Here is a 24,176-nt window from a genome sequence, read left to right on the forward strand (position 1 = left end):
CACCCGGTAAAATGATCATGGTACTATTCGGATTAATTATGATAGGGCTGATCCTGTTCTTGTATTTCAAGAACCTGGTCAAACGTCACCAACTTAAGAAAACAGCAGTTCCCGATACCTACCGGGAACTGCTGCAAACACATGTACGCTATTACCAGCAACTCAACGAAGCAGATAAAAGTCGCTTTGAGCAACAGGTACAACGCTTCCTGAAAAGAACACATATCGAAGGCGTAGGTACAGCAGTAGAACCGCTCGACCGCGTATTGGTAGCTGCCAGCGCTATCATCCCCATCTTCGGTTTTAAAAACTGGGAGTATTTTAATCTCACCAATGTTATCCTCTACCCGGACACCTTCGATGAATCATACCAATATGAAGGCAACCGCCGGAATATCCTGGGCATGGTAGGCAGCGGCGCGCTCAACGGACAGATGATCCTCTCCCGCTCTGCGCTGCGGGAAGGTTTCTCCAATACCACCGACAAAAGCAATACCGCCATCCATGAGTTTGTGCACCTGCTGGACAAAGCAGATGGCACGGTGGACGGACTGCCCACTAAATTGCTGGAACACAGTTATAGTATTCCCTGGCTCAGACTGGTGCACCAGACCATCCAGGAAATGGCAGAAGGCCGTACAGATATTAACCCGTACGGCGCCACCAATCAAGCAGAATTTTTTGCGGTAATTTCAGAGTACTTCTTTGAGCGGCCTGACCTGCTTTCGGAGAAACATCCCGAACTGTATAAAATGCTGACGCATATTTTCCAGCAGGACCCGGCTAAAAGTACGCTCTGATCAGGGTTTGACAGCTTTGTCTGAAAGTGCTTTCACAGCAGCTTTCAGTGCTTCTATTTCTTTTTGTTGTTGGAGGATATACAGCGTAAGCTCCTCAATTTTCTGCATTTGTTTGCGCTGCATGTCACCAAGGTCCAGTCCTTCCTGTTCTATGGTAGCTGCGGAAGGGATGTCCGGCAGATGTTTGTGTGTAGTAATGTGCTGCTGTACTTCCGCGAGCGATGGCAGTTTGTAACCGGGTTCGAAGACGTAGTCGGCCCAGTCGCCTAAGGTCACTTTCACTCTTTTTGCCGTCACGGTCCCTGCCACCGCCAACTCAGATTGTGGCCTGGCAGTGCCAATACCAACACGGCCATCATCCGTAATAATCAGCCGGGCAGCGCACATCCCACCACCTGTGCATCCGGCGTTGTCATAAGCCCAAAACTGCAGGCTATTACCATAACCATCGCCGGCCATGTTGTAGATAGTCCAAACTTTTGCCTGACCTGGTTGGATTTTGACCGGATTTTCAATGGAGACGCGCCCTCCGAGGCTAGCGTCGCTGATTGAGCTGATCAGTGCGCCTCTCGATACTATATTTCCAGCCACATCCAGCTTCTGAGCAGGTGTAGTTATACCAATACCAATGCTTCCATTGAAGTCCGTGATTTGAGCAGACAGGAACACAGGAAATAACATTCCTAAAAAGGTAAGGGAATACTTCATAGTTTAATACGGGTTAAATTTTGAACAAACTATCTGCAAGATCAATTATTTTCTCCGGAAATCCAATCTATAGAACACCCCCAATTGTATGCCTATCCACATCTTTCGGTTTTGGGGCTCACTTGTACTAAAATTATCACTGATGGTATATAGTGGCTTAAAATAACGTACATCTTTCAGTGCTTCTTCTTCCCGCCGGCCCAATGGCGTAGGTTCGTTAAAGGTGTAATATTCCGAATTCAGTATGTTCAGGGATATACCTCCCTGTACACCGAAATGATCGTTCAGCCGTCTTTCCCCGATGAGCGCCAGCTTATGCCACTGCATACGGATCTGTTTTTGAACAAATATGGAAGAATCATAGTCAAACTGCATTCTACCCGTAGTACCCTGGAAGTGTATGCGCCAATCCTCTCCCAGCCGCACAGAAGTGCCGGCGCCATAACGTAGTCCGGATGCACCGCCCCCTGTTCCCCAGGAGGCTATTCCATACAGGAAAGGCATGCCCGCCTGCAGATGCCCGTTGATGATAAACGATTCTTCCAGTGTAACGCCCGCGCTTACAAAAGGGATCAGTCCAGGCCTGGGACCGTCGCTGCTGTTGCGGATGCCGGTAAAGGAACTATTGGACCGGCGGAACCAGTTGGTGAGAAAAAAGGAATGTTCGCGTTTATTGCCTATGCCTTTATTACGTGTATTATTAGCCGTTATACCAGCGTGTTGCGTGGCCGTGGCTTCGGAGGCGGTGGTTGTTTTTTGTTGTGGATTGGTGGCTGCCGGTTGTTTCCGTATAGCCTCAGCAGTTAGTGGCGGAGCAGCTTCTTTTTTCGTACTGGTATCCAGCGGTGGAAAGATGCCCTCACCCTTGCCGGGAAACCCGATGTTTCCTATCCCCCATCTGTTTTTCTCTTTTTGCCCTTCGGGCGATTTTCTTAGTGATAAGTTGAGGAGACCGCTATCCTGCCTTTGAAGTAGCGAATCTTTTCTTTTCGCAGCGATAGCCGTTTTCAGGGTATCAGGCCTGATGATGACAGAATCGGGGGATGGCTGATGAGCAACAACGGAATCTACTTTTAGCACGGGTACTTGTGGCAGGGCAGCTGTAGCAGGGTTATTACCCGTCTGGTCCGCAGCTTGTTTGTTATTTCGGGAAGTGGCGGCTGTTTTTCGGGAAGTGGCCTGTTGTTTTACAGCGGCTGCCGGTTTTGAAGGAGCCACTACGGGCACCGCCTGTCTTACCGGTGGCGCATCTACGAAAATAACATGTCCGCCCAATAACCGGTAACTGATGCCGGTCTGCTGTTGGATATCCTCCAGTAAAACGCCCAGTGGCTGTATTTTTTTATGGATATGAATTAAGCGGGAAGGAGGGAATTTGCGGGTATTCAGGGAGAAACGGGCCCCGGTCTGTTGCCCTACCGCATTTAGCAATTTATCCAGTGGCATCTCCCCTGCAGGGATGGTAATATTTTTCCGGAGATCAACAGCAGATGACTGACTATAACCTTGTACAGCACCTGTAAACAAAAAGATGGTCAGCAGCCATCTACCCACCACAGCCGGCGCCGCTGATAAAAACTTTGTCTTTTTCAATTCTGCATGTGACATTCAGCGTAACAGATATAACCTCAAAAACGTATTCTATAGGTTTATTTTCAAATGTGCTGCTCATGGTACAACCTTCCAGTGCTTTATTTTCAAATACCACCCGGACGCCGTACGCTTTTTCCAGTTGCGCGGCAATCTCTTTCAGTGTAATATTCTCAAAATTAAATACCCGGGTGGCATACCCCAGCTGATTGGTTTTAAATGCTCCGGCAGTGAGCCCCAGCTCCTTCCGGGCGATGTGATAAATACCTTCCTGTCCTGCTTTCACCTGTATGCTGCTGTCACCGCGTGACATTCGCACCGCGCCTGTTTTTACCATCACAGCAATAGTGGAGTCGGACTGTCGTACGTTGAAGGAGGTGCCCAGTACCTGCACCCTGATATCCCCCACTGAAACAATAAACGGTTTATCCGGGCGCGAAGTTACATCAAACCATGCTTCTCCCAATAATTTAACCAAACGAGCTGTATCTTGAAAACCTGACGCGTACTGTAAAGAAGAATGACTATTGAGCACCACCGTTGACTGGTCCGGCAGCGTATCCCTGCGTATCGCCTCACCCGTGTGTTTCATTACCAGCGCCAGCGCCTTACGTGTACCATAAGGACGAAACGCAAAAAACAGGGCGGCAGCAATGCCTACCAGCAAAGCCACATCTGCAGCGATACGGCCAACCCGTACCATGCTCCGGACAGGCGGACGGGCTGCCAGCCTCGCCTCCAGTTCCTGCAAGGCCGCAGTTCTGTCGGGCAACTGATAGCGTTGTTGCAACGCTGCATCATCCCATATCGCAGCTACCTGGTCATATACCTCCCGGTGATCACGGTGTTCCCTGATCCAGTCATCCACAGCCATCGCCTCTTCCGGGGTAGCTTCCCCGGAAAAATATCTTCCTAACAACTCATATGGCAGGTTTTGGTAGTCAGCAGTGCTCATGTTCTGTAAAATTGTAACTTATAAAAACAAACAGGCAAACAATATCATTACCATCACGTCAAACAGTTTAGCTCTCAGTATCTTCAAAGCCTTTCCCATCTGTACTTCCACGGTTTTAACCGACAAGCCCAGATCAGCCGCAATCTCCGCATACTTCCGGCCTTCAAACCGGCTTTTGCTGAAAATCAGCCGGCATTGCGGAGAAAGATTGTCGATATGTTCCATGATCCGCTGGTGGGTTTCCTTGCTCACCAGCTCGTTGCGGTGCTCAAAGTCCGGCGGACGTTGTGCCAGATAATTGTCTTTTACTTTCTCATGCCGTTTGACATTAAGACAGTAATGATATACCGCCGTATAGAGGTATGACTTGATGGACTGTTGTCCATCGATATCCGCCCGCTTTTCCCATAACTTCAGGAAAACGGCCTGTACGGCGTCCTTTGCTTCGTCATTGTCTTTCAGTATCGTGAAGGCATAACGGTGCAACCCCTCAAAGTAGGTATGAAAACATTCTTCTACCAGTTTATCCTGGTCATTTGCCTTGCCAAAATGTATATCCACCTTAATTGTTTCAATAGCTACCGCTAATACACCTTCACTTTAAAATACCCCTATCCGGCGGCAAAAATAAATTATTTTCTTTCTGGTAAGGGGAAATTCAGGGCAACGTGTATTATGGGAAACCCAAGCACACCATGCGTTATTTAACATTATCATCGCTGTTTTTGCTGTTCCTGTTATTTGCCTGTAAAAAAAATGACCCGGTACAAGTGCCCGGTCATGACGGAAACGGTCAGGGGCAGGAACCACCTGCCAACACACCCGGCGTCCCTCACCTACCGGCTGCACTGTACGACTATATCGGAACCCGGGATAACATGCCCCCTTACATGAAAGCGTTCCTTGCCAGCCGGACCGACCTCGACAACACGCCCAGTGGTAATCCCATCACCAACGCCGGCGCCACACTGGGCCGGGTACTGTTTTATGACAAAAACATGTCGGTTAACAATACCCGCTCCTGCGGTTCCTGCCATCACCAGGACAAAGCCTTTACAGACGGTGTGGCCCACTCCTCCGGGTTTAACAACCAGGTCACCCGCCGCAACGCCATGTCTGTCGTAAACCAGCGTTTCTTCGGCGCCAAAACCATGTTCTGGGACATGCGGGCCGCCGATCTCGAAACACAAACGCTGATGCCTATACTGGACCACATTGAAATGGGCATGCCCTCACTCACAGCACTGGAGACCAAACTCCATGGCATCACCTACTATCGTCCGCTGTTTAAAGCAGCCTTCGGCGATGAAACGGTGACCGCACCCCGTATTGCCAATGCGCTGTCACAGTTTATCCGAAGCATCGTATCCTTCCAGTCCAAATACGATCAGGGCCTTGCCAGTAATCTCAGTAACCTTAACGCCGATGAAAAGAATGGGCTACGCCTGCTACAGGTTAATTTCTGCGCCGAATGCCACAGCGACTTTTCTACCGCCCAATATGGAAAACTCCCGTCTTTTCTCATTTCAGACAATACCGGCATGAATACCGGCTTCGGTTCCAACAACGGACTGGAAGCAGATTATACGGATAAAGGCATCGGCGAAATCACTCACAAGCCTGCCGATCAGGGTACCTTCAAAATACCCAGCCTGCGTAATGTGGCCCTCACAGCGCCGTATATGCATGACGGCCGTTTCGCCACACTGGAAGACGTATTGGAACACTATAACCATGGCATCAAAGGAAATCCCAATCTGGGCATACAACTCGGTGCTGTGGCAGGGTCGGGCGTGCCTTTAACCACCAAGGACAAAAGCGATATCATCGCGTTCCTGAAAACATTAACGGACGAGCAACTAATTAAAGACCCGAAATATGCAGATCCGTTTAAATAAATAAGTTTTTTTTAGGGTTAGTCCACTTTATGTGGGACTTTTTGAAGAAAGGGCCAACCTTTCCAGGTTGGCCCTACTGACAACAATACCTTTCATTTCTATTTGACACCGGTATACCACACAGGCCTTTCTACCTCCTTCATCCAAAATAGCGCCGCCTGTCCAAACGGTGTTCCGTCCTGGTGCGTTAACCGCCATACCACGCCATCATAAATAGTGAAAGTATGACCGTATTTATCCACGCGCGGACCGGTATAATGATAAGCAATACCGTTGCGTGTCACATCATGCAACAAACGTTCCCTTTCACCTCTGTCCTGTGGCGCTGCACTTAACCGGGAAGGAAGCTGCAACAATTCTTCCGGACTGTACTTAAAACAGGACAACGCAAATTGATTGGCGTAAATAAAATGTGGATCAGCACCGGTGCCATGTGCCAGGATACTATAAGGCGCATCTTCGTGCAACCACTGCGCACGCGCTGAAACATCCGGTGGCGCCGGAAGCGCTTTGCCATTCCTGTCGAGGAAATTATGGTCTATCTGCGTGATCAGAGACAAAAACGATGACATCATGTAATAGTTATAAATTTTTGAGACGGGGATTCTGGCCCAGCTCCTGCTGGTGATCTACGGGCACTTCAATGAGCAGGGAACGTTGTCCGGCTGTTTCCATGCGATGCAACAGTTCCTCCAGATTACTCAGGTCTGGCTGCAATCGTGCTGCCTCCCAGCCACAAGCCCTGGCGATCAGACAATAATCAATAGCAGCTACACGCGCATGATAGTGTGGTGTTGCAATATCAGGCAATACTTTTTCCAGTCCCTGCTCCACGATAGATAAGGATTCATTGTTCAACAGAAAAACGACGATGCCCAGTTGACTCACCTCTCCCAAAGAGCCGGAAAACAGGCGGAAACATCCATCTCCCGTAAACAGAAAAACCGGACGGTCCACATCCGCTAACTTCGCTCCTACCGCTACGCCGAAAGCACCGCCCATAGCAGAACCACGATAGAGGGAATAGAAATCGATATTGTCGTTGGGGCGTTGCGTCACATATTGGCGGTCTTTATAAGCCAGGCAAACATCATCTATTCCCAGCGAATGGGCGGGCCACCATTTGTTGAGCCGCTGGTACAAAGTCGCCATATTTACATAGCCTTCCCTTGGCGTAGCAAATGGCCGGTCGTTCAAATCTGCCGGCGCCTTTGCAACCGGTCTGTTCGTAAAGGGATAGCGCTGCCCGGCACTGATTAAAGCGCTTAATAAAACATCCAACGCTCCGTTAACATGATCGTAACCGCCGGTAGCCACATGGCGCAAACTATTTTCAACCAGTCCGTACGCCTCGAAAATGTTCCCCAGGAAAAAAGTATGGGCTGCCTTAAAGCCGCCGAAGTTAATAGTGTATTCATCCGGACAGGCGCCCAATACCACCAGCACATCCTGCTCACCGAGCGAATTGAACAGCGCCATGGCCTTGTCATTTCCACCAAAGGAAATATAGCCGTAACCGTAAGGGTTGTCCTGGCTCACGGCGTTAGCGCCGTTGATACTCCAGATGGCCGCCGCCTGCAATTGTTCGCACAACTGCGTGGTGAGCTGCTTAGCATTAGGATAACGTGCCATTTCTTCTCCCACTAAAATCACCACCCGCTTATCAGCGATTGTTTTGCGGAAAGTCGTTGTAAATGCATCCAGGTAATCATCTTCTACAGCTGCTTCTTCTTCCGGCAAAGGCATGGAATATTCCATCAGGGGGCTTCCCACGGCCTCATTGTCCAATACCAGTACTACCGGCTTAGATCGGTCCAGGGTAGCTTTTGCAGCAGCCAGCCGGGCGGTCAACGAAAGCGGATCATTCAATACAAAAACAGCATCCCCTAACTCTGCGCGCAGTTGCGCTACGATATTACTTCCATAGATGGAAGTATCCTGTAATGGGGAGAAACCTTCGGTATTACTACCGGAAACAGGTACAATAAAAACCGCAGGAATGTCGTGCAGCTTAGCATCACTTAATCCACAAGTGATCAATTTGGTAGCAGCACCGGTAGTGGCCACGGCAGCGGCTATCTTACCACTGGCCAGGTAATAGCCCAGCGGCACAAAACCGGCACTGTATTCACCCAACGTTAAAAATGCAGGGTCATGGGTGGGTAGGTCTTCAAGAGGTTTCAGGTGCTTTAGCAAGTGAATAACACCGCCGCCCGTAACGCCGGTGTATAAGTTGATTCCCCAGTCGGTAAGGGTATCAATAATGAGCTGATAATTATCAGCCACGCATGGAGGGTTTCCATAAAGGTTACTGAAGGTCATAGAATACGGATTAAAATTGATGTATCGCGGTTTTCCTAAAAGGTTTGTATGAGGATCTTGAAAGAGGGATTTTTAAGAAGAATGATAGATACGGTTTTCAAAATAGAGATACGGTACATTGCTCACGCTCACTGACAATACAAGATAAATAGTATTTCTTACAAAGCAAATTTTTCACAATAAGCTTCGCGATAATAAACGCGGATACGCCTGTTTTTCCGCACTGGCAGAGATTATTATTTTTTTGTTACGCGGGGTTGAGTAGTTATCCTCACATTTTTATGTTGACATTTTTCTTCTACATCGCGTAGTACAACTACTACATTTTTTTCGCATTGTCGGGCTGAGCGTATCGCTTATCTTCTTCCGACACAGGGCCTGTATACCTGAACTTCCTGTGATCATCATTTATGTTGACGACACAGCTATCGCCTACTAAAAAGGGGATATTACTGAATACCGGTTTACCCAGACCATCGCCGGGTTCGATAAGTACTTTATTTGCATGATCCGGCAACGTATACTCCGAAAACTCGGTATCGTACATGGTATGAATCAGCCACAGGTGCCGGGAATCGGGCTGGTTAACCAGGGTTTCAAAACCTTCTGCCACTTTTGTTATTTCAGGATGCTCCGTTATCACAGGACGTGATGCAAAACTAAAATAGATATATGGTGCATGTTGATAGCCGAACTTAAATACCAGCAATATCTTACCGGCAGGTATTTTTTTATCTGATGAAGAGGTAACAATGTACTTTCCCTTTACTTTATCGGTGGAGAGGTAAATCGTGTCATGTTGCTGTGACCATGCTCCTTTCACAAAAATATCAAGCGCGCCATAGCTCATGGCATATGCAAAACGGTTGTTTTCAAAAATACAAAGCTCTTCGGCCACCTCCATCCGGCTGGCATTGTAATAGCCGGGTATCACATGGGTCTGCTTTTGCCCGTGCGCATTATTTTCCATGATCAGCAAAAATAAAATCAGTAAAGCGGTTAGAGACTTCATGTTGATAGTGTCTGACATGGGGTTTACAGCTATTGACAGACAATCAAAGGTACGAAAGATGGGTGACGCTGAATGGTACAGCTTCTTAATTACCTGTTGGACATTGGGTTGAGTTACCGGCAAAAAAGCGCCGGCTGAAATTCAGCCGGCGCTTTATCATTTGCGTAGTACAACTACTACAATTCTTTTACCCTGATATTACGGAAACGTACAATAGATCCATGTCCCAGGAAACCGATATGACCAGTTTCATTTTTCAGGCCGGGATGGTTTTTATGATCCAGTGTACCTTTTTCACGGGCTTCAGCGATATCGCCATCAAGGATAACGGTACCGTTGAGGATGACTTTGATATGTGTACCGTCTACGATAGCTTCTTCATAGTTCCACTCTCCCACTGGTTTGAGGAAACCTCTTTTAGCAGGGATGACACCATATACAGAGCCATGGTACTGGTAGATATTCAGGTCTTTGTAGATATCTGCTTCGTTGTCCAGGATTTGTAATTCCATACCCTGGTAAGCAGCGTCGCCGCTCAGCGGAGCACGTACACCCAGGCCGTTGTTAGCGCCGGGCGTCAGCTGGAATTCAAAACGGAAAGAGAAGTTTTTGTATTCCTTCTTCGTGTAGAGGTTACCGTGACCACCATTGGTAGGATAGATCACCAGGTTACCTTCATCGATCACATAGTCTTTGGTATTGCCGGTCCATTCGTGCATGTTGGTACCATCGAACAACACTTTATAACCTGTTTTCTTTTCATCGTCGCTCAGCACGAAAGGTTTCACGCGGGGCAGTTCTTTGATATACAAGTTACGGTAAGCTACGTAAGTACCATGCGCCTGCAGTTCGATCTGCTCTTCCGCGAAGATGGGCAGATTGCGGTCCCAGTAATTTTCGAGGATGGTATTGTCTGTTACCAGTTGACCATTGAGGTAAACGGTTACACGGTCACCTTTCATGATGATGCGGAAGTGATTCCACTCGCCTATAGCATTATCAGCCAGTTTCAGCGGTTTACTTTCATTCTGCTGGTTGTTGTACAGGCCACCGGAACCTACCTGGGCGCCCACGTCGGTGCGGGAGGTGTCCCAGATCTGCACCTGTGGTGCACCACGGAGGTAGATGCCTGCATCGCCGTTCGGTGTGATTTTCCAATCCACCAGCATTTCAAAGTCGCCGTATTTTTTGTCAGTACAGAGGTTGTCACCCTGACCGTTGAAAACAAGCAGACCGTCTTTTACGGACCAGCCTTTGCGCATAGCGTCGTTGGCTTTCTCCTGAGCTTTGCTCAGTGTTTTAGCGTCCATTTTAGCGCGGGCGATAGGATTTTCCACCAGCCCTTTCCAACCGCTGAGGTCTTTGCCGTTGAACATAGACACGAAGCCATCGCCGGCAGGCATTTCCGCGAGGTACTTGCGGATAGACTGGCGCTGGTAATCAGCATCGCCACCTTTCAGTGCCGCAGCAGCTTTGTCCAGCAGCTGGCGTACCGCATTGCCGTTATAGGTCTTATTGGCCAAGGCGATGTTCATCACCGCCATAGCAGCTTCCTGCTGAACAGCAGCGTTATCGAGGTATTCACCGGCCAACAGTAAGGCAGGGAATGTTTTGCATTGCTCCAGCACTGTCAGCGCCTGTTTTTGTATGGCGTCAGATGGGTTCAGCTCCAGCACATTGCGCAGCATCAGTACTTTCTGATCGGCGGTATATCCAGATTTTTTAGTCAGGTCGATATAGCCGCTCAGTGCTTTTCCGCGGTAGGCGCTGTTAGCAGCGTCACGGGCAATTTTCAGCAGTGCAGGTGCAGCGGAAGCATCTTTCCAGTCGGACAGTGCAGCCACGGCGGCCACTTTCGTAGCATCGTCGCCGTTAGCAAAAGCAGTCATTACCGGCTCCAGGGCAGCAGGTTGACCGATACCAGCCAATACGCCAAGGTAGCGTGACTGGTTAGCGGCGGAAGCCTGTTTCATCTGTGCCATGACATCGCTGCTGGTAGCGCCGGCATTGATGAGGGCAGTCTGGATATGGCTGATCTCCAGCGGAGCGCTGGCGTTGTTGAGCAGGGAGAAGAGCGCAGGCAGATTGTTCTTACCGGCTACGTCTTTCAGTGCAGCGAAAGCAGCAGCTTTCACGTCTGCATTGCTGCTGGCGGCCAGCGGCAACACGTCATTCACGCGGTTGTCCGCTTTGCGGGCAGCGAGTACCTCCAGCAGGGCTGTTTGTGCAGGAGCAGGCATGGTAGCCAGTGCGGCGCCGGCCTGTTGTGTTACTTCTTCACCGGGCATCAGGCGCATCGCTTTTTTCACCGCGTTGATATCAGCAAGTGAACCGGTTTTCATGATCCCCAGTAATGCCGGCAGCGTAGCCGTACCGCCAATGCGGGCAGCAGCCGCGATGGCAGCCAGTCTTACCGCATCGTTGCCATTTTTGGTAAGGGCGGTAATGGCAGGCAGTGCGGAAGTCACTTTATTTTCGCCCAGCATATTGATGATGGCCGCTTTGGTGCCATCAGTAGCTTTCTTCAGTTGCGCCTGCCAGGTGAGTGAAGCAGTATTGGCAAATGGAGCCGCGAATTTCAGGGCAGCATCGCGGTATTCATCGTTTTTATCTGCGACAGCCTGATTGATCCAGGGCTGGCTTTTTTCACCGAGGATATCGACCAGCAGTTTGAGACCGGCGGTGCGGGTGTGTACCTGTCCATCGGCGGTGCATTGTTTTACCAGGGCTTCTGCGATTTTCTGCGCAGCGGCTTTGTTGCCATTCGCTGCCAGTTGACCGGCATAATAGAGATAAGATGAAGTAGCGTCCGTAACATCGTAGGAATAACCGGCTTTAGCGGCAGCGTTGCCAAGCGCGGTGGCAGATGCAGGATCGGCGATCTGGGCGAGGGCGTATTGAGACACCTTCACCAGTTTTTTGTCGCTGCTGTTCAGTTCAGCATTGATAGCGGGTACCGCTGCGGTATAACGGGCATCGCCCAACGCTTCCGTAAGGGTGATGCGGTTAGCAGCGTTTGCCGTGGCGAGGGCGCCGAGCAATGTTTTCTGGGCAGCCGGTGTGTTGATCTTCACCAGCACGCGCGCTGCAGGGTCGCAGAAGCGGTCTGTCGCCAGCAAGGGCTGCAGTGTGCTGACCGCATCGTTGTCACCGGTGGTTTGCAGCTGCGTGAGCAGGAACACTTTGTTTTCCGGATCAGTAGCTTTGGCGATGGCTTTACAGAAAGCGGCCGCCGCTTCTTTCCGTTTGGCTTCCTTACCAGGTTGTGTTACGTAATAGGCGTAACCAGCGAGGGCGTATTGCAGCTGGGTATTATCGCCTTTCCCTTCAGGCATCAGCATACCGGCGATGGTCACCACCCCTTCTTCGCCGAGGGCGCTGATGGCTTCCATATTGGTATTGAACTGTCCTTTATTGGGAGCAGGCATAAGGGCCAGCACATCGGCGATTTTGGTATTGAACGCGCGCTGGTCTGACGGGCCCTGTGCGATGGCCAGGCTGTTCCAGCCAACCAGCAGTGCAGTAAGTATGTATACGATCTTTTTCATGTATTCATTTTCTTGTTGGAGACAATTACCATTTAATCATTTCAATATTTAAATATTAAAATGGCTAGATGGTCCAGGGCCCGCGCATGGGCTGGAATATCAGGGCATTGGCGCCGGCGTCATCGATAAACTCCTGTTTCACCGGGTCAAATTTGAGGGAGCGGTTCAGGCGAAGCGCTATTTTGCCCATGTTCACCAGGGTGCAGGAGCGGTGACCGTTCTCTTCGTTGAGCGCAAATTTTTTCCGGTTTTTCACCGCGTCTACGAAGTCGGTCTGTTGTGGTAACGGATCGGGGAATGCGGCCAGTTTTTTCTCCAGGTCTGGTATATCGGATTTGAAGCCAGGATACAGTTTGCCTTTGGGGCCTTCGATGTAAGCGGCTTTTTCGTCTTTGCCTTCTCCGTCGAGGATGATCTGGCACCCATCGGCGTAGGTATAGGTGATCCTTCTCCAGGTGCCTACTGCATCGGGGTGTTGTTGTGGCGCGTCTATTTCCACGCTAACGGGACTGGTATCATCTTTACCGAGGAAGTATTGTACGGGGTCGAGGTAGTGCTGGCCCATATCACCGAGGCCACCGCCATCATAGTCCCAGTAACCGCGGAAGGTCTGGTGTACACGATGGGGGTTGTAAGGACGGAATGGTGCAGGTCCGAGCCACATATCATAGTCCAGTTCCTTAGGGACTGCTACTGTTTCCAGGTTGGTTTTACCTACCCAGAAGAATTTCCAGTCGAAGCCGGTATGTTTGCTGACGGTGACTTTCAGCGGCCAGCCGAGCAGTCCGCTTTCCACCAGTTTTTTGATTGGTTTAACCGTTGTTCCCATGCCATAGAAGCGGTCTTCAAAGCGGAACCAGGTATTGAGACGGAAGATACGGCCATGTTGCTGTACCGCTTCCACGAGGCGTTTGCCTTCGCCGATGGTGGCCGTCATAGGTTTTTCGCACCAGATATCTTTGCCTGCACGGGCGGCATCGGCAGCGATAATTCCGTGCCAGTGCGGCGGGGTGGCAACGTGAACGATGTCCACTTCAGGGAGGGTGATGACTTCACGGTAGTCGGAGAAAGTTTTGATGCCTTTGTCGCCGAGCTGGTCCATGGCCAGTTTGAGGTGATTACGGTCCACATCGCAGATCGCTACCACACGGGTGCCGGCATAACCGAAGTGGCCGCGGCCCATGCCGCCGGTACCGATCACTGCTTTGGTAAGCTGATCACTGGGCGCCAGATAACCGCGTCCCAGCACATGCCTTGGAACAATCGTGAATGCAGCAAGCGCTCCCAGGGAATTTTTAAGGAACGCCCGCCTTGAATCGCTGTTTTGTTTTGCCATATATATGTTTGATTGAATACGTGTACGTGTATTGATCTCCGTTAGTTCACTGGATATTATTCACTGTAAAAACAAGTTTCTGGTTGACGCTGTGGTAAGATAAAAAGTCGGTAGGGCAATTGCAAGCGGAGCGGCTGAAAATAGTGATAAGCGGCAAAAGGGGGACATTAGCCATGGAGGATGGCCTGTGCAACAGTGTATAAAGCAAAATGAAGCCCGGCGCGGACATCGGCTGTTTGCGCGCCAGCTTTTTTTATCAGATTCAGGGAGATGAAAAAGCCCGCATTATTTTTATAATCCTTTAGGGGAAATTTATGCAGATGCCCTGTCACAAAGCGTATTAGATACGCTTATTACTCCCGGAAAGGGCTTTTTCATCTACCCGCCATAACAGCATCGGGCATCATCGCCGGTATCATGTTATGTTTATTATTTAGATCGTTTGCACCAGATCAGCGCCGGATGTTTTTCGCAAGCGGCTGTATGGTACACTATGAAAATATTATTCGTACCAGATGCTGGCAGCGCCGAGGATAGCAGCTTGTTCGCCGAGTGAGGCGACCAGCAGGGGCATATGGTAATGGTGTTGTGCCAGTTCACGTATAACGGCCGGGAAAAACAGGTTCGCGGCCTGCGCGATATTGCCGCCGATAACGATGGCTTCCGGTGATTCATCACGGATGAAGCCGGTGAGGAAGGTCGCCAGGTTGTATGCGAATTCGTCGAATATCTGTTGAACAGTAGCGTCAGTGTTGATATAGGTTGTCAGCTCTTTTACATCTTTTACTGTTTTGCCGGTCAGTTCCTGGTATCTTTTCACGAACCAGCGGGTTGACAGGTAGTCCTCTGCCATACCATCGCGGTAGGGAGTGCACCAGCGGTCAGCATCCTGTGCCAGGCCGCCGTGGAAGGTAGCGGAGCCCAGTCCGGTACCGAGGGTAAGGCCAATCACATGCTGATAATTGCGCCCTGCGCCGCTAAACACCTCTCCTTGCAGGAAACAGCCTGCGTCGTTGATAAAACGTATCCTGGAAGGGTCCAGCTCCAGTTTGGCAGCCAGCATATTCTTTACGTTGAGATCGTAAAGCGCGTCATATTTATGCTGGTCTTTCATCCGGCTGATACCCAGCTCATAGTCAAAAGGACCGGGCATACCGATACCAATGTACCGGTTGTCGGCAGGTGTATTATTAAAAGCCTCATTGATCACTACCGCCCATGCGTCAATTATTTCCGCTGCGCTGCCTTGTGAGTTGACGCGCGTACGGTGCCAGGAATGCGTATCAATTGTTCTTTTTTCCAGGTTCACCAATGCTGCTGTGATATGAGACCCGCCGATATCAATTCCTAATGCCATGGAACTTTTCATAAACAGTTTTAAATATACAAATAGGCTAAATCGTTTTAGCTTCGACAAATATAAGGTTGTTTGGTTGACAATGTCAAATAAATCGTTTTAGCAAAAAGAAAATATGAGTCTCAATATAGTCTCTTTTTTGATAACGCAAAAAGAAAATATCAACCCTGCAGCTTGCCTGTGGGTATGCCCCCGCCAATCATCCTGTCGAAACCCGCTCATGCTGCAAACGATTGCTGAAATGCGGAATGGAAGATAACCGAACAACTGCCACAATAATGCATCAAAGGAAAGACATTGAGCGGTATGGAAAAGCATCCGACTCCCCAATTGGCACATTGAACAAATGGCTACACCGAACTTCAAAGGCAAGGCATTGAGCGGCACGAAAAAGTGCCTCACTCCCACTCCGACGTACCCTGGCAAATACCAGGCGCTGCATCCATATCACTCCATCTTCAAACTCTTCACCGGATTGGCCACTGCTGCTTTTACGGCCTGGTAACCGACAGTAAGCCATGCAATCACTTCGGCACTCAAAATAGTTAACAGGAATATTCCAACACTGATGTTCATTCTATAGGCAAAATGCTGCAACCACTGATGCATGAAATAATAAGCCAGCGGAGCTGCTATTAAAAACGCAACGCCAATCAGCAACGTAAATTCCCTGGAGAATAAATAAACGATATGGATAACAGACGCACCTAATACTTTTCTGATGCCTACTTCTTTGGTACGCTGCACCGCCATAAATGATACAAAACCATACAACCCAAGACAGGAAATAAAAATAGCAATGCCTGCAAATATCTTGTACAACTGTGAAAGCTGGTTTTCCTGCTTGTAAAAGGTGGCAATCTCATCATCGAGAAACTGATATTCATACATAAAATCGGGATAAGTCCTGCTCCAGATTCCTTCTATTGCGGCCAACGTTTGTTTTGCGCCTTGCGGCTGTATTTTTATGTTGAACAACCGGTATATCATTTTATGCGGTCCCAGCACAATCGGCTTCATTTCCTGCTTCAGCGGGTTGCTATTGAAATTTCTCACTACACCGGTAATAGGTGCTACGATTTCTCCATCCCAAAAATTGATTTTTTTACCAATGATATCTTCCGGGTTTTTAAACCCTAATTTTTTAACCATCATTTCATTCACCACAAACCCGCTGACAGTATCAGCCGGACGGTACGGCGTCCCTGCGATGAACTGGATATTATACGTTTTAAAATAATCAACGTCCGCCCATTTAAGCGTTGCCTGGAAGCCGGATTTTTTTGCAGCGTTATCAAATTTAAAATCGCTGTCCCAACCCGCTTTATCCATTGGGCTAAACGCACTGAGACTCACATTTTTCACCCCGGCCAGTTGCTGGAATTCGGCCTTCAATGCATCCATTTTAGTCTGCCGTGCAGTATCGTTCGCGACAGGCACGGTAACGATAGCTTCTTTATCAAATCCGAGGTCCGCATTTTGAAAAAAATTCATTTGCCCCATAACGATGAATGTTCCTATAATCAACGTCTGTGCAACGGTAAACTGGAAAACAACCAGCGCCCTTCTCATGGAAAGTCCGCCTGTACTCCTGCCGGCAAACCTGCTTTTCAGCACCGCAATAGGATTAAACCCGGATAAAACGATAGCCGGATAGAAGCCTGATAAAAATGTAACCACGATAATGGTGCTACATAAAAAGGTTATCAAAGAAAATCCGAACTGCATTTCCAGAGGTGTTTGCAGGAGATTATTCAACAACGGCAATACTATAAATGCCATCACGATGGCTATCATTACTGAAATAAGCGTAATGAGAAAAGTTTCACTGAGGAACTGAATAACCAATTGTCTTCTGCTACTGCCTAACACCTTTCTGATACCTACTTCCTTTGAGCGGTTTACCGCCTGTGCTGTAGAAAGATTGATAAAGTTGATGCAGGCAATCGCCAAAAGAAATAAACCTATCAGGCTTAAAGCAGTAATCAACTCTTTACTGAATGTACGCCCGCTATAAGTGCCAAACCGGCTCTCATAATGGACATCGCTTAACGGCTGTAACAGATAACCCTGATTCGCATATTCAGCAGGCGTGTGCCTTTTTACAAAGTCTTTCAGGTCGTTGTTAAATTGCTGCGCCGGCATATTTTGGGGAAGCACTACGAAGGTGTTTAAAGATCCGTCCTGGCTCACCCAGCTTGTTCCAAGGTCCTCGTTCCGGGAGTTTTTAAAAGACAGCACCACGTGCACCGGAAAGTCAGTATTAGCAGGAATATTTTTCAGGATGCCTGTTACTTTGCAAACCTGGTCATTGTCGTACTTAATGAATTTACCCATGGCGGTATGCCAGTCCCCAAAATACTTCTCTGCTCTCTCCTGCGTCAGCACAACCGTATTGGGCTCTGATAAAGCAGTTTTTGCATCGCCTTCCAGGAAGGGAAAATTGAAGATGTTGAAGAATTCAACGTCCGCAAAGAATATGTTCTCTTTAAACTTTTTTTGTGAACCCTTGGCAGGCTCATTTAGTAAAGTGATCTGCTTATCCCGCCGCCCATATATCCGGGCAGCATGCTCCAGTTGCGGATAATCCAGCCGCAAGCCTTCTGCTACCGGAAAGGCGCTGCCTTTGGAATAGTTTATTCCCTCCGGCGTTTTGGTGGCTGCCACCACCCTGTAAATACGTTCCTTGTTTGTATGGAAATCATCAAAGCTTGTCTCATATTGAATTAACAGGAAGATAAGCAGACAGGCAGCAATGCCTACTGCCAACCCGATCGTGTTAATGGCGACATAGGATTTATGGCAGCGCAAATTTTGCCAGGCGGTTTTCAGATAATTTTTAAACATAACAGGAACAATATTAAAAGTTGACCAAGAGACTGCGCCAACCGCCCCAAAAAAATGCCACTTAGTTATTAATTTAAAGATCAATAATATATAAATACAAAAAAGTATTAAATGTGCGTTTTTGATACACTAATTGTTCGTTTACAGGAATAGTTACCTACTCAATACACGGCTTAAAGCCAGCCTTTTCATACACTCTCCCGGCTTCCCGGCCTCATAGTGCAATCGCCTCACTCCTTATATATGCAGAAGCGTCATCCGCTGTAACCCGCAGTAAATAAGGGAAAAATATATTTCTCCCCTCTTTTTTGAAAATTTCATCAATAAAATCATTCTTTTTTGCAACGGCTGAAAAAACAAGGCCACCGCATCCATCATTTCATCAATCTTTTCAATCGCGGGCCAGTAGCGCATTTTGACGGATGAAAAATTATATCCATTTTTACATCCTCAATCTACATCACGATGGCACTCCGTCACTCACTGTTCAGCATAAACCTGACAGATTATATTGCGACCAACTTCAACACTTCTCCTCCAACCTGCTAATTTATTTTTCGGGCAACCGACCGGCTGTTAACGGCATATTATACTGCCGAACGACTACTGCTGCGCCACTGTATCACCTGTGCTGCTACTGCATCGCCGTGCCTTGCCTGTAAACTTCATACGCACATACCTAAACATCTAATACCAACAACAATGGAAAACACCCCTGTATTAAAATGGGCATTGCTCATTGGCCTGCCTATTCTATGCCTGATTATGTACAAAGTCATTCTTCGTATATTCTTTGGCGTTGTCATTGTACCGGAAGACCGTATTGGTCTGGTAACGAAAAAATTTGTGCTGTTTGGTAAACAGGAATTGCCCGAAGGCCGCATCCTGGCCACTCACGGCGAAGCCGGCTTCCAGGCGCAAACACTGGCCCCTGGCGTATATTTCTGGAAATGGATGTGGCAATACGCTATCACCTTTCAGCCTTTTACCATCATCCCCACCGGTAAAATAGGACTGGTGCTCGCGAAAGATGGCGCTGAACTTCCTACCGGCTCTATCCTCGCCCGTAAAGTCGCCTGTGACACGTTCCAGGACACCGTGGCCTTCCTGGAAAGCGGTGGCTGCAAAGGCCGGCAGACAGGCATTATCACGCCCGGTTCTTACCGTATCAACACGTTCATCTTTGAAGTGGAAATCACCGATATGGTGTCCATCCCGGAGAATGCTGTCGGTATTGTGACCACACTGGAAGGACAAGCCCTTGAAACAGGCGCTATCGCAGGTAAAACCATCCAGGCACACAACAACTTCCAGGACGTGGATGCCTTCCTCGAAAAAGGTGGCTACAAAGGATTGCAGGAACAAGTGATCCTCGCAGGCTCCTACTTCATCAACCCCTGGTTCGCTAAAATGGAAATCGTTCGCATGACGGAAATAGCCATCGGCCACGTGGGCGTAGTGATCTCTTTCGTGGGCAGTGACGGCGTTGACATCAGCGGCGTTGAATTCAAACACGGCAATATCGTGGCGAAAGGGACCAAAGGCGTATGGGCAGAACCGTTAGGTCCGGGTAAATACCCAATCAATCCCTACATCATGAAAGTGGAACTGGTACCTACCACCAACCTGGTGCTCAACTGGGCTTCCGCCAGAAGTGAAGCGCACCAGCTGGATAAAAACCTCTCTACCATTACCGTACGGAGCAAGGACGGCTTTACCTTCAACCTTGATGTATCACAGATCATCCATATCCCCACTACTGAAGCACCGAAAGTGATTGCCCGCTTTGGTAACATGAGCAACCTCGTCACACAGGTACTGGAACCTACCATCGGCAACTACTTCCGTAACTCCGCGCAAGGCTCTGATGTGATCAGCTTCCTGACCAGCCGTAAGGAAAGACAAAATGCAGCGAAAGAACATATCGGCCAGGTGCTGGACCAGTACAACGTTTTCGGTGTAGACACCCTTATCGGTGACATCGTGCCACCGGAAAGCCTGATGAAAACACTGACGGACCGTAAAATCGCGGAAGAACAGAAAGTGACCTACGAAACACAACGCCAGGCGCAGGAAACACGGCAGTCGCTCGAAAAAGAAACAGCCGTGGCAGAGATGCAGAAAGAAATCGTGAAGGCTGACCAGGGTGTGCTCATCGCGGAAAGAATCGCAGACGCTTCTGTGAAAAAAGCCACCGGTGACGCCAACAGCGTACGCCTGCAGGCCAACGCGGAAAGTGACAGAATGAAACTGCTGGCCAGCGGTGAAGCGGAAAAAGTAAGGCTCCTCGCCAGAGCGGAAGCTGACCGCACCGAATGGTCAGCCAAGGCTGAAGCAGAAAAAATATCCCTTACCGGTAAAGCGGAAGCGGAAAAAATCCTTGCCATCGGCCAATCCAGCGCAGAATCCTATAAACTGGCGGTGGAAGCCATGGGTGGCGAAAACTTCACCAAATTAAAAGTGATGGAAGCTATCGGCAGCCAACATATCCGCATCATGCCGGATGTACTGATCGGTGGCGGTGAAGGTGCCAACGGCCCTATCAGCGGTTTACTGGGACTGAAATTACTGGAAGAGATATCCAACAAACAAACGACGATACCGAATGCTTCTCCTTCCGCCGATTCAGCAAGCAAATAAACTTATCGTCCCTATACCCACTTTCACCATTCATGTTACCCTGATTTTCAAAAAAAGGCTGTCTCGCAGGAGACAGCCTTTCATTTTGAAATTTGGTTATTTTTTTATTTAGATATTTAAAATGCAGCGAAGATTTTATCCGAACATCAGAAGATCTTCGCCGCATTTTAAATATCTAAATAAAAAAATAACCAAATAACCAAATAACCAAATCATTAAGACTTGTTGTCTATACTAAGTGGTCCCGCACCGAAATAGGCGATCAACAATGCGGCACCTATAAGCGCCACATTTTTCATAAACATGGCCATCTGCATCTGTGCAGCCATCGGATCAGGGATACCCCAGAACTTATGCATGGCAAATGTGACCGGGACGAGGAATATCACCACCAGCCAGGCCCCGATTTTGGCCTTATAGCCCAGCAATACGCTCAGGCCACCTACCAAAGCGAGCAATCCCGCCAACCGGACCATAATATTGGCTGCCGGTACACCGGAAGCTGCTGCATAATCGGCGCCGGCACCGCCTACGTGATTGATACCCGACATTACAAAGATGAGCGCAAACAGGATACGCCCTAACAGTGGAACAATTTTCATAGTGAACAGTTTTATGATATACAAACGTATAGATATTCAATAATGTTTTATGTGGAGTTACCGGAAGGAAAGCGCTATCCTATGGGATAGCGTTCGGCGAAGTTGTATATTTATGTTCAGAAACAAACAAGTATCTATGCGGAAAGAAAACTCAACCAATGCGATCAATGAGCGGATACTCAACGGCTTATGCCAGACAGCCCATACCCTCTCCGTGATCGGCGGACGGTGGAAACCCACTATCCTCTGGCGGCTGCTGGAAGGCAAAATGCGCTATCATGAACTGAAAAAATCTATATCCGGTATATCCGAAAGAGTGCTGGTTTTACAATTAAGAGAGCTGGAAAACGATCAACTGATAAAACGGATCGTATATCCGGAGGTGCCGCCCCGGGTGGAATACGAATTAACCCCACTGGGACGGTCACTCGAAAGTTTATTGGAGCATATGTGCAGCTGGGGCGAAATGCACCGGGAAGCAACCCGTCAGGCCGGGGAACTGGCTGTCAGCAAAAACTAACCCTTCAGGCCGGCATCTTCCAAGGCACCCATGGCCAGTGCGGTCCAGTCAGCATCTTTTATGTCCCGCGCTACCACGGTCATGAGCCGGGACTGTACCAGCTGGGCCAGTGGCATCGGGGTGTGAGAACGGGTGGCGGTCTGCAACACCAGGTTCATGTCTTTCAATCCCAGGGGCGCACTGAACGCCGGATTGCCGACATAGGTACGGTCCACCACCATAGCGCCGTAACCACGGAAAATGGGCGCCGCAAACAAGGTAGTGGTCAGCATTTCATAAGCTACTTTAGGGTCTACTCCGTTTTTCTCCGCTAACGCGAAAGCTTCGGCCATCATTTCAATAGCCCCGGCAATCATAAAGTTACCCATCAGCTTCAGCACATTGGCACTTCCCACATCTTCCCCCAAATCAAAAATATTTTTGGCAAAACCTGCTTCCAGTAAAGGCCGTATCCTTTCTTTTGCCGCAGCAGGCCCGGATATCACCGCATTGCCCACCTTTGCTGCCGCCGCTTCCGGACGGGCAAACACCGGCGCCGCCACATAGGTAACGCCCTGCAGCTGATGATGTGCCGCCAATGCACGGGAAGTGTCCGGTGAAATAGTGCTCATCGACGCATGAATACCGCCATGGCCCAAGGCTTGCATTAATTCATCCCCTGCCACGCTCTCTACGGCTTTATCATCGGCCACCAGGCTCATCACAATACCTCCCGGCACCGCAGCTTCGGCAGGGCTGCTCACCAGCTCCGCCCCCAACGCTTCCAGTGGCAACGCTTTCTCACGGGTACGGTTATATACTTTTACTTTATAACCTGCCTTCAACAGGTTGGTCACAATCGGTGTCCCCAAGTTACCGGCGCCGATAAATCCAATGGTTTCCATACTTTAAAAAGATTTTTAAGGAAAGTTATCGATAATTGTTAACTTAAATGATGACCCACTAAAATACCCTTTGCCTTGAAACGTATATTGCTATTACTGTTATGCTGCTTTAGCGTGATCACTCACGGATTTTGTCAACTGACCAGCAGCCCTCAACATAGTCCACTGCCTAGCACCGGGCATCAGCGTAACCTGAGTGACACCGTTGCCGGCAGGGCCATAATAAGATGCCTTGGTAGTAAGGCGGTCACAACGCCGCTCGTTATCATAGATGGCAAAGTATATGAAGGCACGCTCGATTCCATAGACCCAGCCACCATTGGACAAATCATTGTTCTAAAAGACACCACCGCTATGGCACTTTACGGAACCAGGGCTGCCAACGGTGTCATCATTATCCATTCATCACTCAAAAAACCACATTCCCGCCGGCAATAATCTATGGCAGCGTTTCCGGTATGATGCAAGATGACAGTCACGGTGATGTACAAACGAAAAATATTTACCATCTCCCTGATGCCACGTTACAGTGGCACTTACCATCTTAACCCGGCTAAAGCGTCGATGATGTATTTCCCGACATTTTTCGGGCGCACAGGGATGAAGCAGGTAATAATCACAGGCAAATAAATTATATTAGTAAAGCGTAAAACAGCTTCCACCATGAAAACGATCCAACAATGGCTGGATGACTATGGCACCAGTCATCGCAACGAGACCAACAAACTCATTCACTGGATATGTGTACCGGCTATATTCTTCAGTATCGTGGGCTTTTTATACGCTATCCGCATTCCGGTGCCCGGCACCAACATAGTGCTGACCGTGGCGCAGATAGCACTGGTGCTGCTCATTATTTATTATGCGCGGCTGTCGGTATCGCTGGCGGTAGGCATGACCATCATCGGTATCATCTGCCTGTGGTTATGGCGGCTCATCGCGGCGGGTGGCTCACCCACCTGGCTGGTAGCGCTCATTATCTTTGTAGTGGCATGGATTGGACAGTTCATCGGCCATAAAATAGAAGGCGCCAAACCCAGTTTTTTCAAGGACCTGCAGTTTCTGCTGATTGGTCCGGCATGGTTGCTGAGTTTTATCTACCGGAAGGCAGGCATCAAACTATAATAAAAAACGGCCATATGGGATTTTTTCCTTAA

19 protein-coding genes are annotated in these 24,176 nt (G+C 48.8%); 6 read left to right on the top strand and 13 right to left on the bottom strand.

Features of this window, described 5'->3' with window-relative positions; translation table 11 throughout:
* Nucleotides 1–11: 11 nt before the first annotated feature.
* Complete coding sequence (locus HHL17_RS25225) at nt 12–800, top strand: M90 family metallopeptidase (RefSeq protein ID WP_169227618.1); 789 nt, start codon at nt 12–14, stop codon at nt 798–800.
* On the opposite strand, the gene HHL17_RS25230 is transcribed toward HHL17_RS25225, so the two are convergent.
* Genes HHL17_RS25230 through HHL17_RS25245 form a run of 4 tightly spaced genes read right to left on the bottom strand, consistent with a single transcriptional unit; the run spans nt 801 to nt 4,614 of the window.
* Nucleotides 801–1,508 carry a hypothetical protein gene (locus HHL17_RS25230; RefSeq protein WP_169227619.1) on the bottom strand — a complete coding sequence of 236 codons (708 nt, stop codon included), beginning with the start codon at nt 1,506–1,508 and terminating at the stop codon, nt 801–803.
* Nucleotides 1,509–1,553: 45 nt separating this feature from the next.
* Entirely contained in the window at nt 1,554–3,116 is a 1,563-nt protein-coding gene (locus tag HHL17_RS25235) for a hypothetical protein (protein ID WP_169227620.1), read from the bottom strand.
* Nucleotides 3,055–4,053, bottom strand: coding sequence for a FecR domain-containing protein (locus HHL17_RS25240; RefSeq protein ID WP_169227621.1), 999 nt, complete (start codon nt 4,051–4,053; stop codon nt 3,055–3,057). The genes HHL17_RS25235 and HHL17_RS25240 overlap by 62 nt, the downstream gene beginning before the upstream one ends.
* Nucleotides 4,054–4,071: 18 nt before the next feature.
* Nucleotides 4,072–4,614: an RNA polymerase sigma-70 factor gene (locus HHL17_RS25245; RefSeq protein WP_169227622.1), complete on the bottom strand. Its 543-nt coding sequence runs from the start codon at nt 4,612–4,614 to the stop codon at nt 4,072–4,074.
* 134 nt (nt 4,615–4,748) lie between these two features.
* Here HHL17_RS25245 and HHL17_RS25250 point away from each other — a divergent pair, with 134 nt between their 5' ends.
* Complete coding sequence (locus HHL17_RS25250; protein ID WP_169227623.1) at nt 4,749–5,951, top strand: cytochrome-c peroxidase; 1,203 nt, start codon at nt 4,749–4,751, stop codon at nt 5,949–5,951.
* Between the two features lie 98 nt (nt 5,952–6,049).
* Here the strand turns inward: HHL17_RS25250 and HHL17_RS25255 are convergent, their stop codons facing one another.
* The 7 genes from HHL17_RS25255 to HHL17_RS25285 all read right to left on the bottom strand — a co-directional run bounded on the left by HHL17_RS25255 (nt 6,050) and on the right by HHL17_RS25285 (nt 18,373).
* Nucleotides 6,050–6,526 (bottom strand): MEKHLA domain-containing protein, encoded by a 477-nt coding sequence (locus HHL17_RS25255; RefSeq protein ID WP_206156169.1) that lies wholly within the window; start codon nt 6,524–6,526, stop codon nt 6,050–6,052.
* Nucleotides 6,527–6,533: 7 nt separating this feature from the next.
* Nucleotides 6,534–8,273 carry a thiamine pyrophosphate-dependent enzyme gene (locus HHL17_RS25260; RefSeq protein ID WP_169227624.1) on the bottom strand — a complete coding sequence of 580 codons (1,740 nt, stop codon included), beginning with the start codon at nt 8,271–8,273 and terminating at the stop codon, nt 6,534–6,536.
* A 319-nt stretch (nt 8,274–8,592) separates the two neighbouring features.
* Nucleotides 8,593–9,285: a hypothetical protein gene (locus tag HHL17_RS25265; RefSeq protein WP_169227625.1), complete on the bottom strand. Its 693-nt coding sequence runs from the start codon at nt 9,283–9,285 to the stop codon at nt 8,593–8,595.
* Between the two features lie 176 nt (nt 9,286–9,461).
* A complete protein-coding gene (locus HHL17_RS25270; RefSeq protein ID WP_169227626.1) occupies nt 9,462–12,833 on the bottom strand; it encodes a family 16 glycoside hydrolase in 3,372 nt (1,123 codons plus the stop codon).
* A gap of 64 nt (nt 12,834–12,897) precedes the next feature.
* Nucleotides 12,898–14,169, bottom strand: a complete 1,272-nt coding sequence (locus HHL17_RS25275; protein WP_169227627.1) for a Gfo/Idh/MocA family oxidoreductase — start codon at nt 14,167–14,169, stop codon at nt 12,898–12,900.
* A 502-nt stretch (nt 14,170–14,671) separates the two neighbouring features.
* Nucleotides 14,672–15,538 (bottom strand): ROK family protein, encoded by an 867-nt coding sequence (locus HHL17_RS25280; RefSeq protein WP_169227628.1) that lies wholly within the window; start codon nt 15,536–15,538, stop codon nt 14,672–14,674.
* Nucleotides 15,539–15,973: 435 nt separating this feature from the next.
* Nucleotides 15,974–18,373, bottom strand: coding sequence for an ABC transporter permease (locus HHL17_RS25285; protein ID WP_169227629.1), 2,400 nt, complete (start codon nt 18,371–18,373; stop codon nt 15,974–15,976).
* Nucleotides 18,374–19,075: 702 nt separating this feature from the next.
* Between HHL17_RS25285 and HHL17_RS25290 the strand changes: the two genes are divergently transcribed.
* Nucleotides 19,076–21,013 (top strand): SPFH domain-containing protein, encoded by a 1,938-nt coding sequence (locus HHL17_RS25290; protein WP_169227630.1) that lies wholly within the window; start codon nt 19,076–19,078, stop codon nt 21,011–21,013.
* Between the two features lie 215 nt (nt 21,014–21,228).
* On the opposite strand, the gene HHL17_RS25295 is transcribed toward HHL17_RS25290, so the two are convergent.
* Nucleotides 21,229–21,615 carry a DoxX family protein gene (locus HHL17_RS25295; protein WP_169227631.1) on the bottom strand — a complete coding sequence of 129 codons (387 nt, stop codon included), beginning with the start codon at nt 21,613–21,615 and terminating at the stop codon, nt 21,229–21,231.
* 136 nt (nt 21,616–21,751) lie between these two features.
* Between HHL17_RS25295 and HHL17_RS25300 the strand changes: the two genes are divergently transcribed.
* Nucleotides 21,752–22,135, top strand: a complete 384-nt coding sequence (locus tag HHL17_RS25300; protein ID WP_169227632.1) for a winged helix-turn-helix transcriptional regulator — start codon at nt 21,752–21,754, stop codon at nt 22,133–22,135.
* On the opposite strand, the gene HHL17_RS25305 is transcribed toward HHL17_RS25300, so the two are convergent.
* A complete protein-coding gene (locus tag HHL17_RS25305; protein WP_169227633.1) occupies nt 22,132–23,019 on the bottom strand; it encodes an NAD(P)-dependent oxidoreductase in 888 nt (295 codons plus the stop codon). The two genes, HHL17_RS25300 and HHL17_RS25305, sit on opposite strands and share 4 nt — an antisense overlap.
* Before the next feature lie 75 nt (nt 23,020–23,094).
* Here HHL17_RS25305 and HHL17_RS25310 point away from each other — a divergent pair, with 75 nt between their 5' ends.
* Entirely contained in the window at nt 23,095–23,457 is a 363-nt protein-coding gene (locus tag HHL17_RS25310; RefSeq protein WP_169227634.1) for a TonB-dependent receptor plug domain-containing protein, read from the top strand.
* Between the two features lie 225 nt (nt 23,458–23,682).
* Nucleotides 23,683–24,144, top strand: coding sequence for an Mpo1 family 2-hydroxy fatty acid dioxygenase (locus HHL17_RS25315; RefSeq protein ID WP_169227635.1), 462 nt, complete (start codon nt 23,683–23,685; stop codon nt 24,142–24,144).
* Nucleotides 24,145–24,176: the final 32 nt, after the last annotated feature.

Source organism: Chitinophaga fulva (assembly GCF_012927205.1).
GTDB classification, from domain to species: Bacteria; Bacteroidota; Bacteroidia; order Chitinophagales; family Chitinophagaceae; genus Chitinophaga; species Chitinophaga fulva.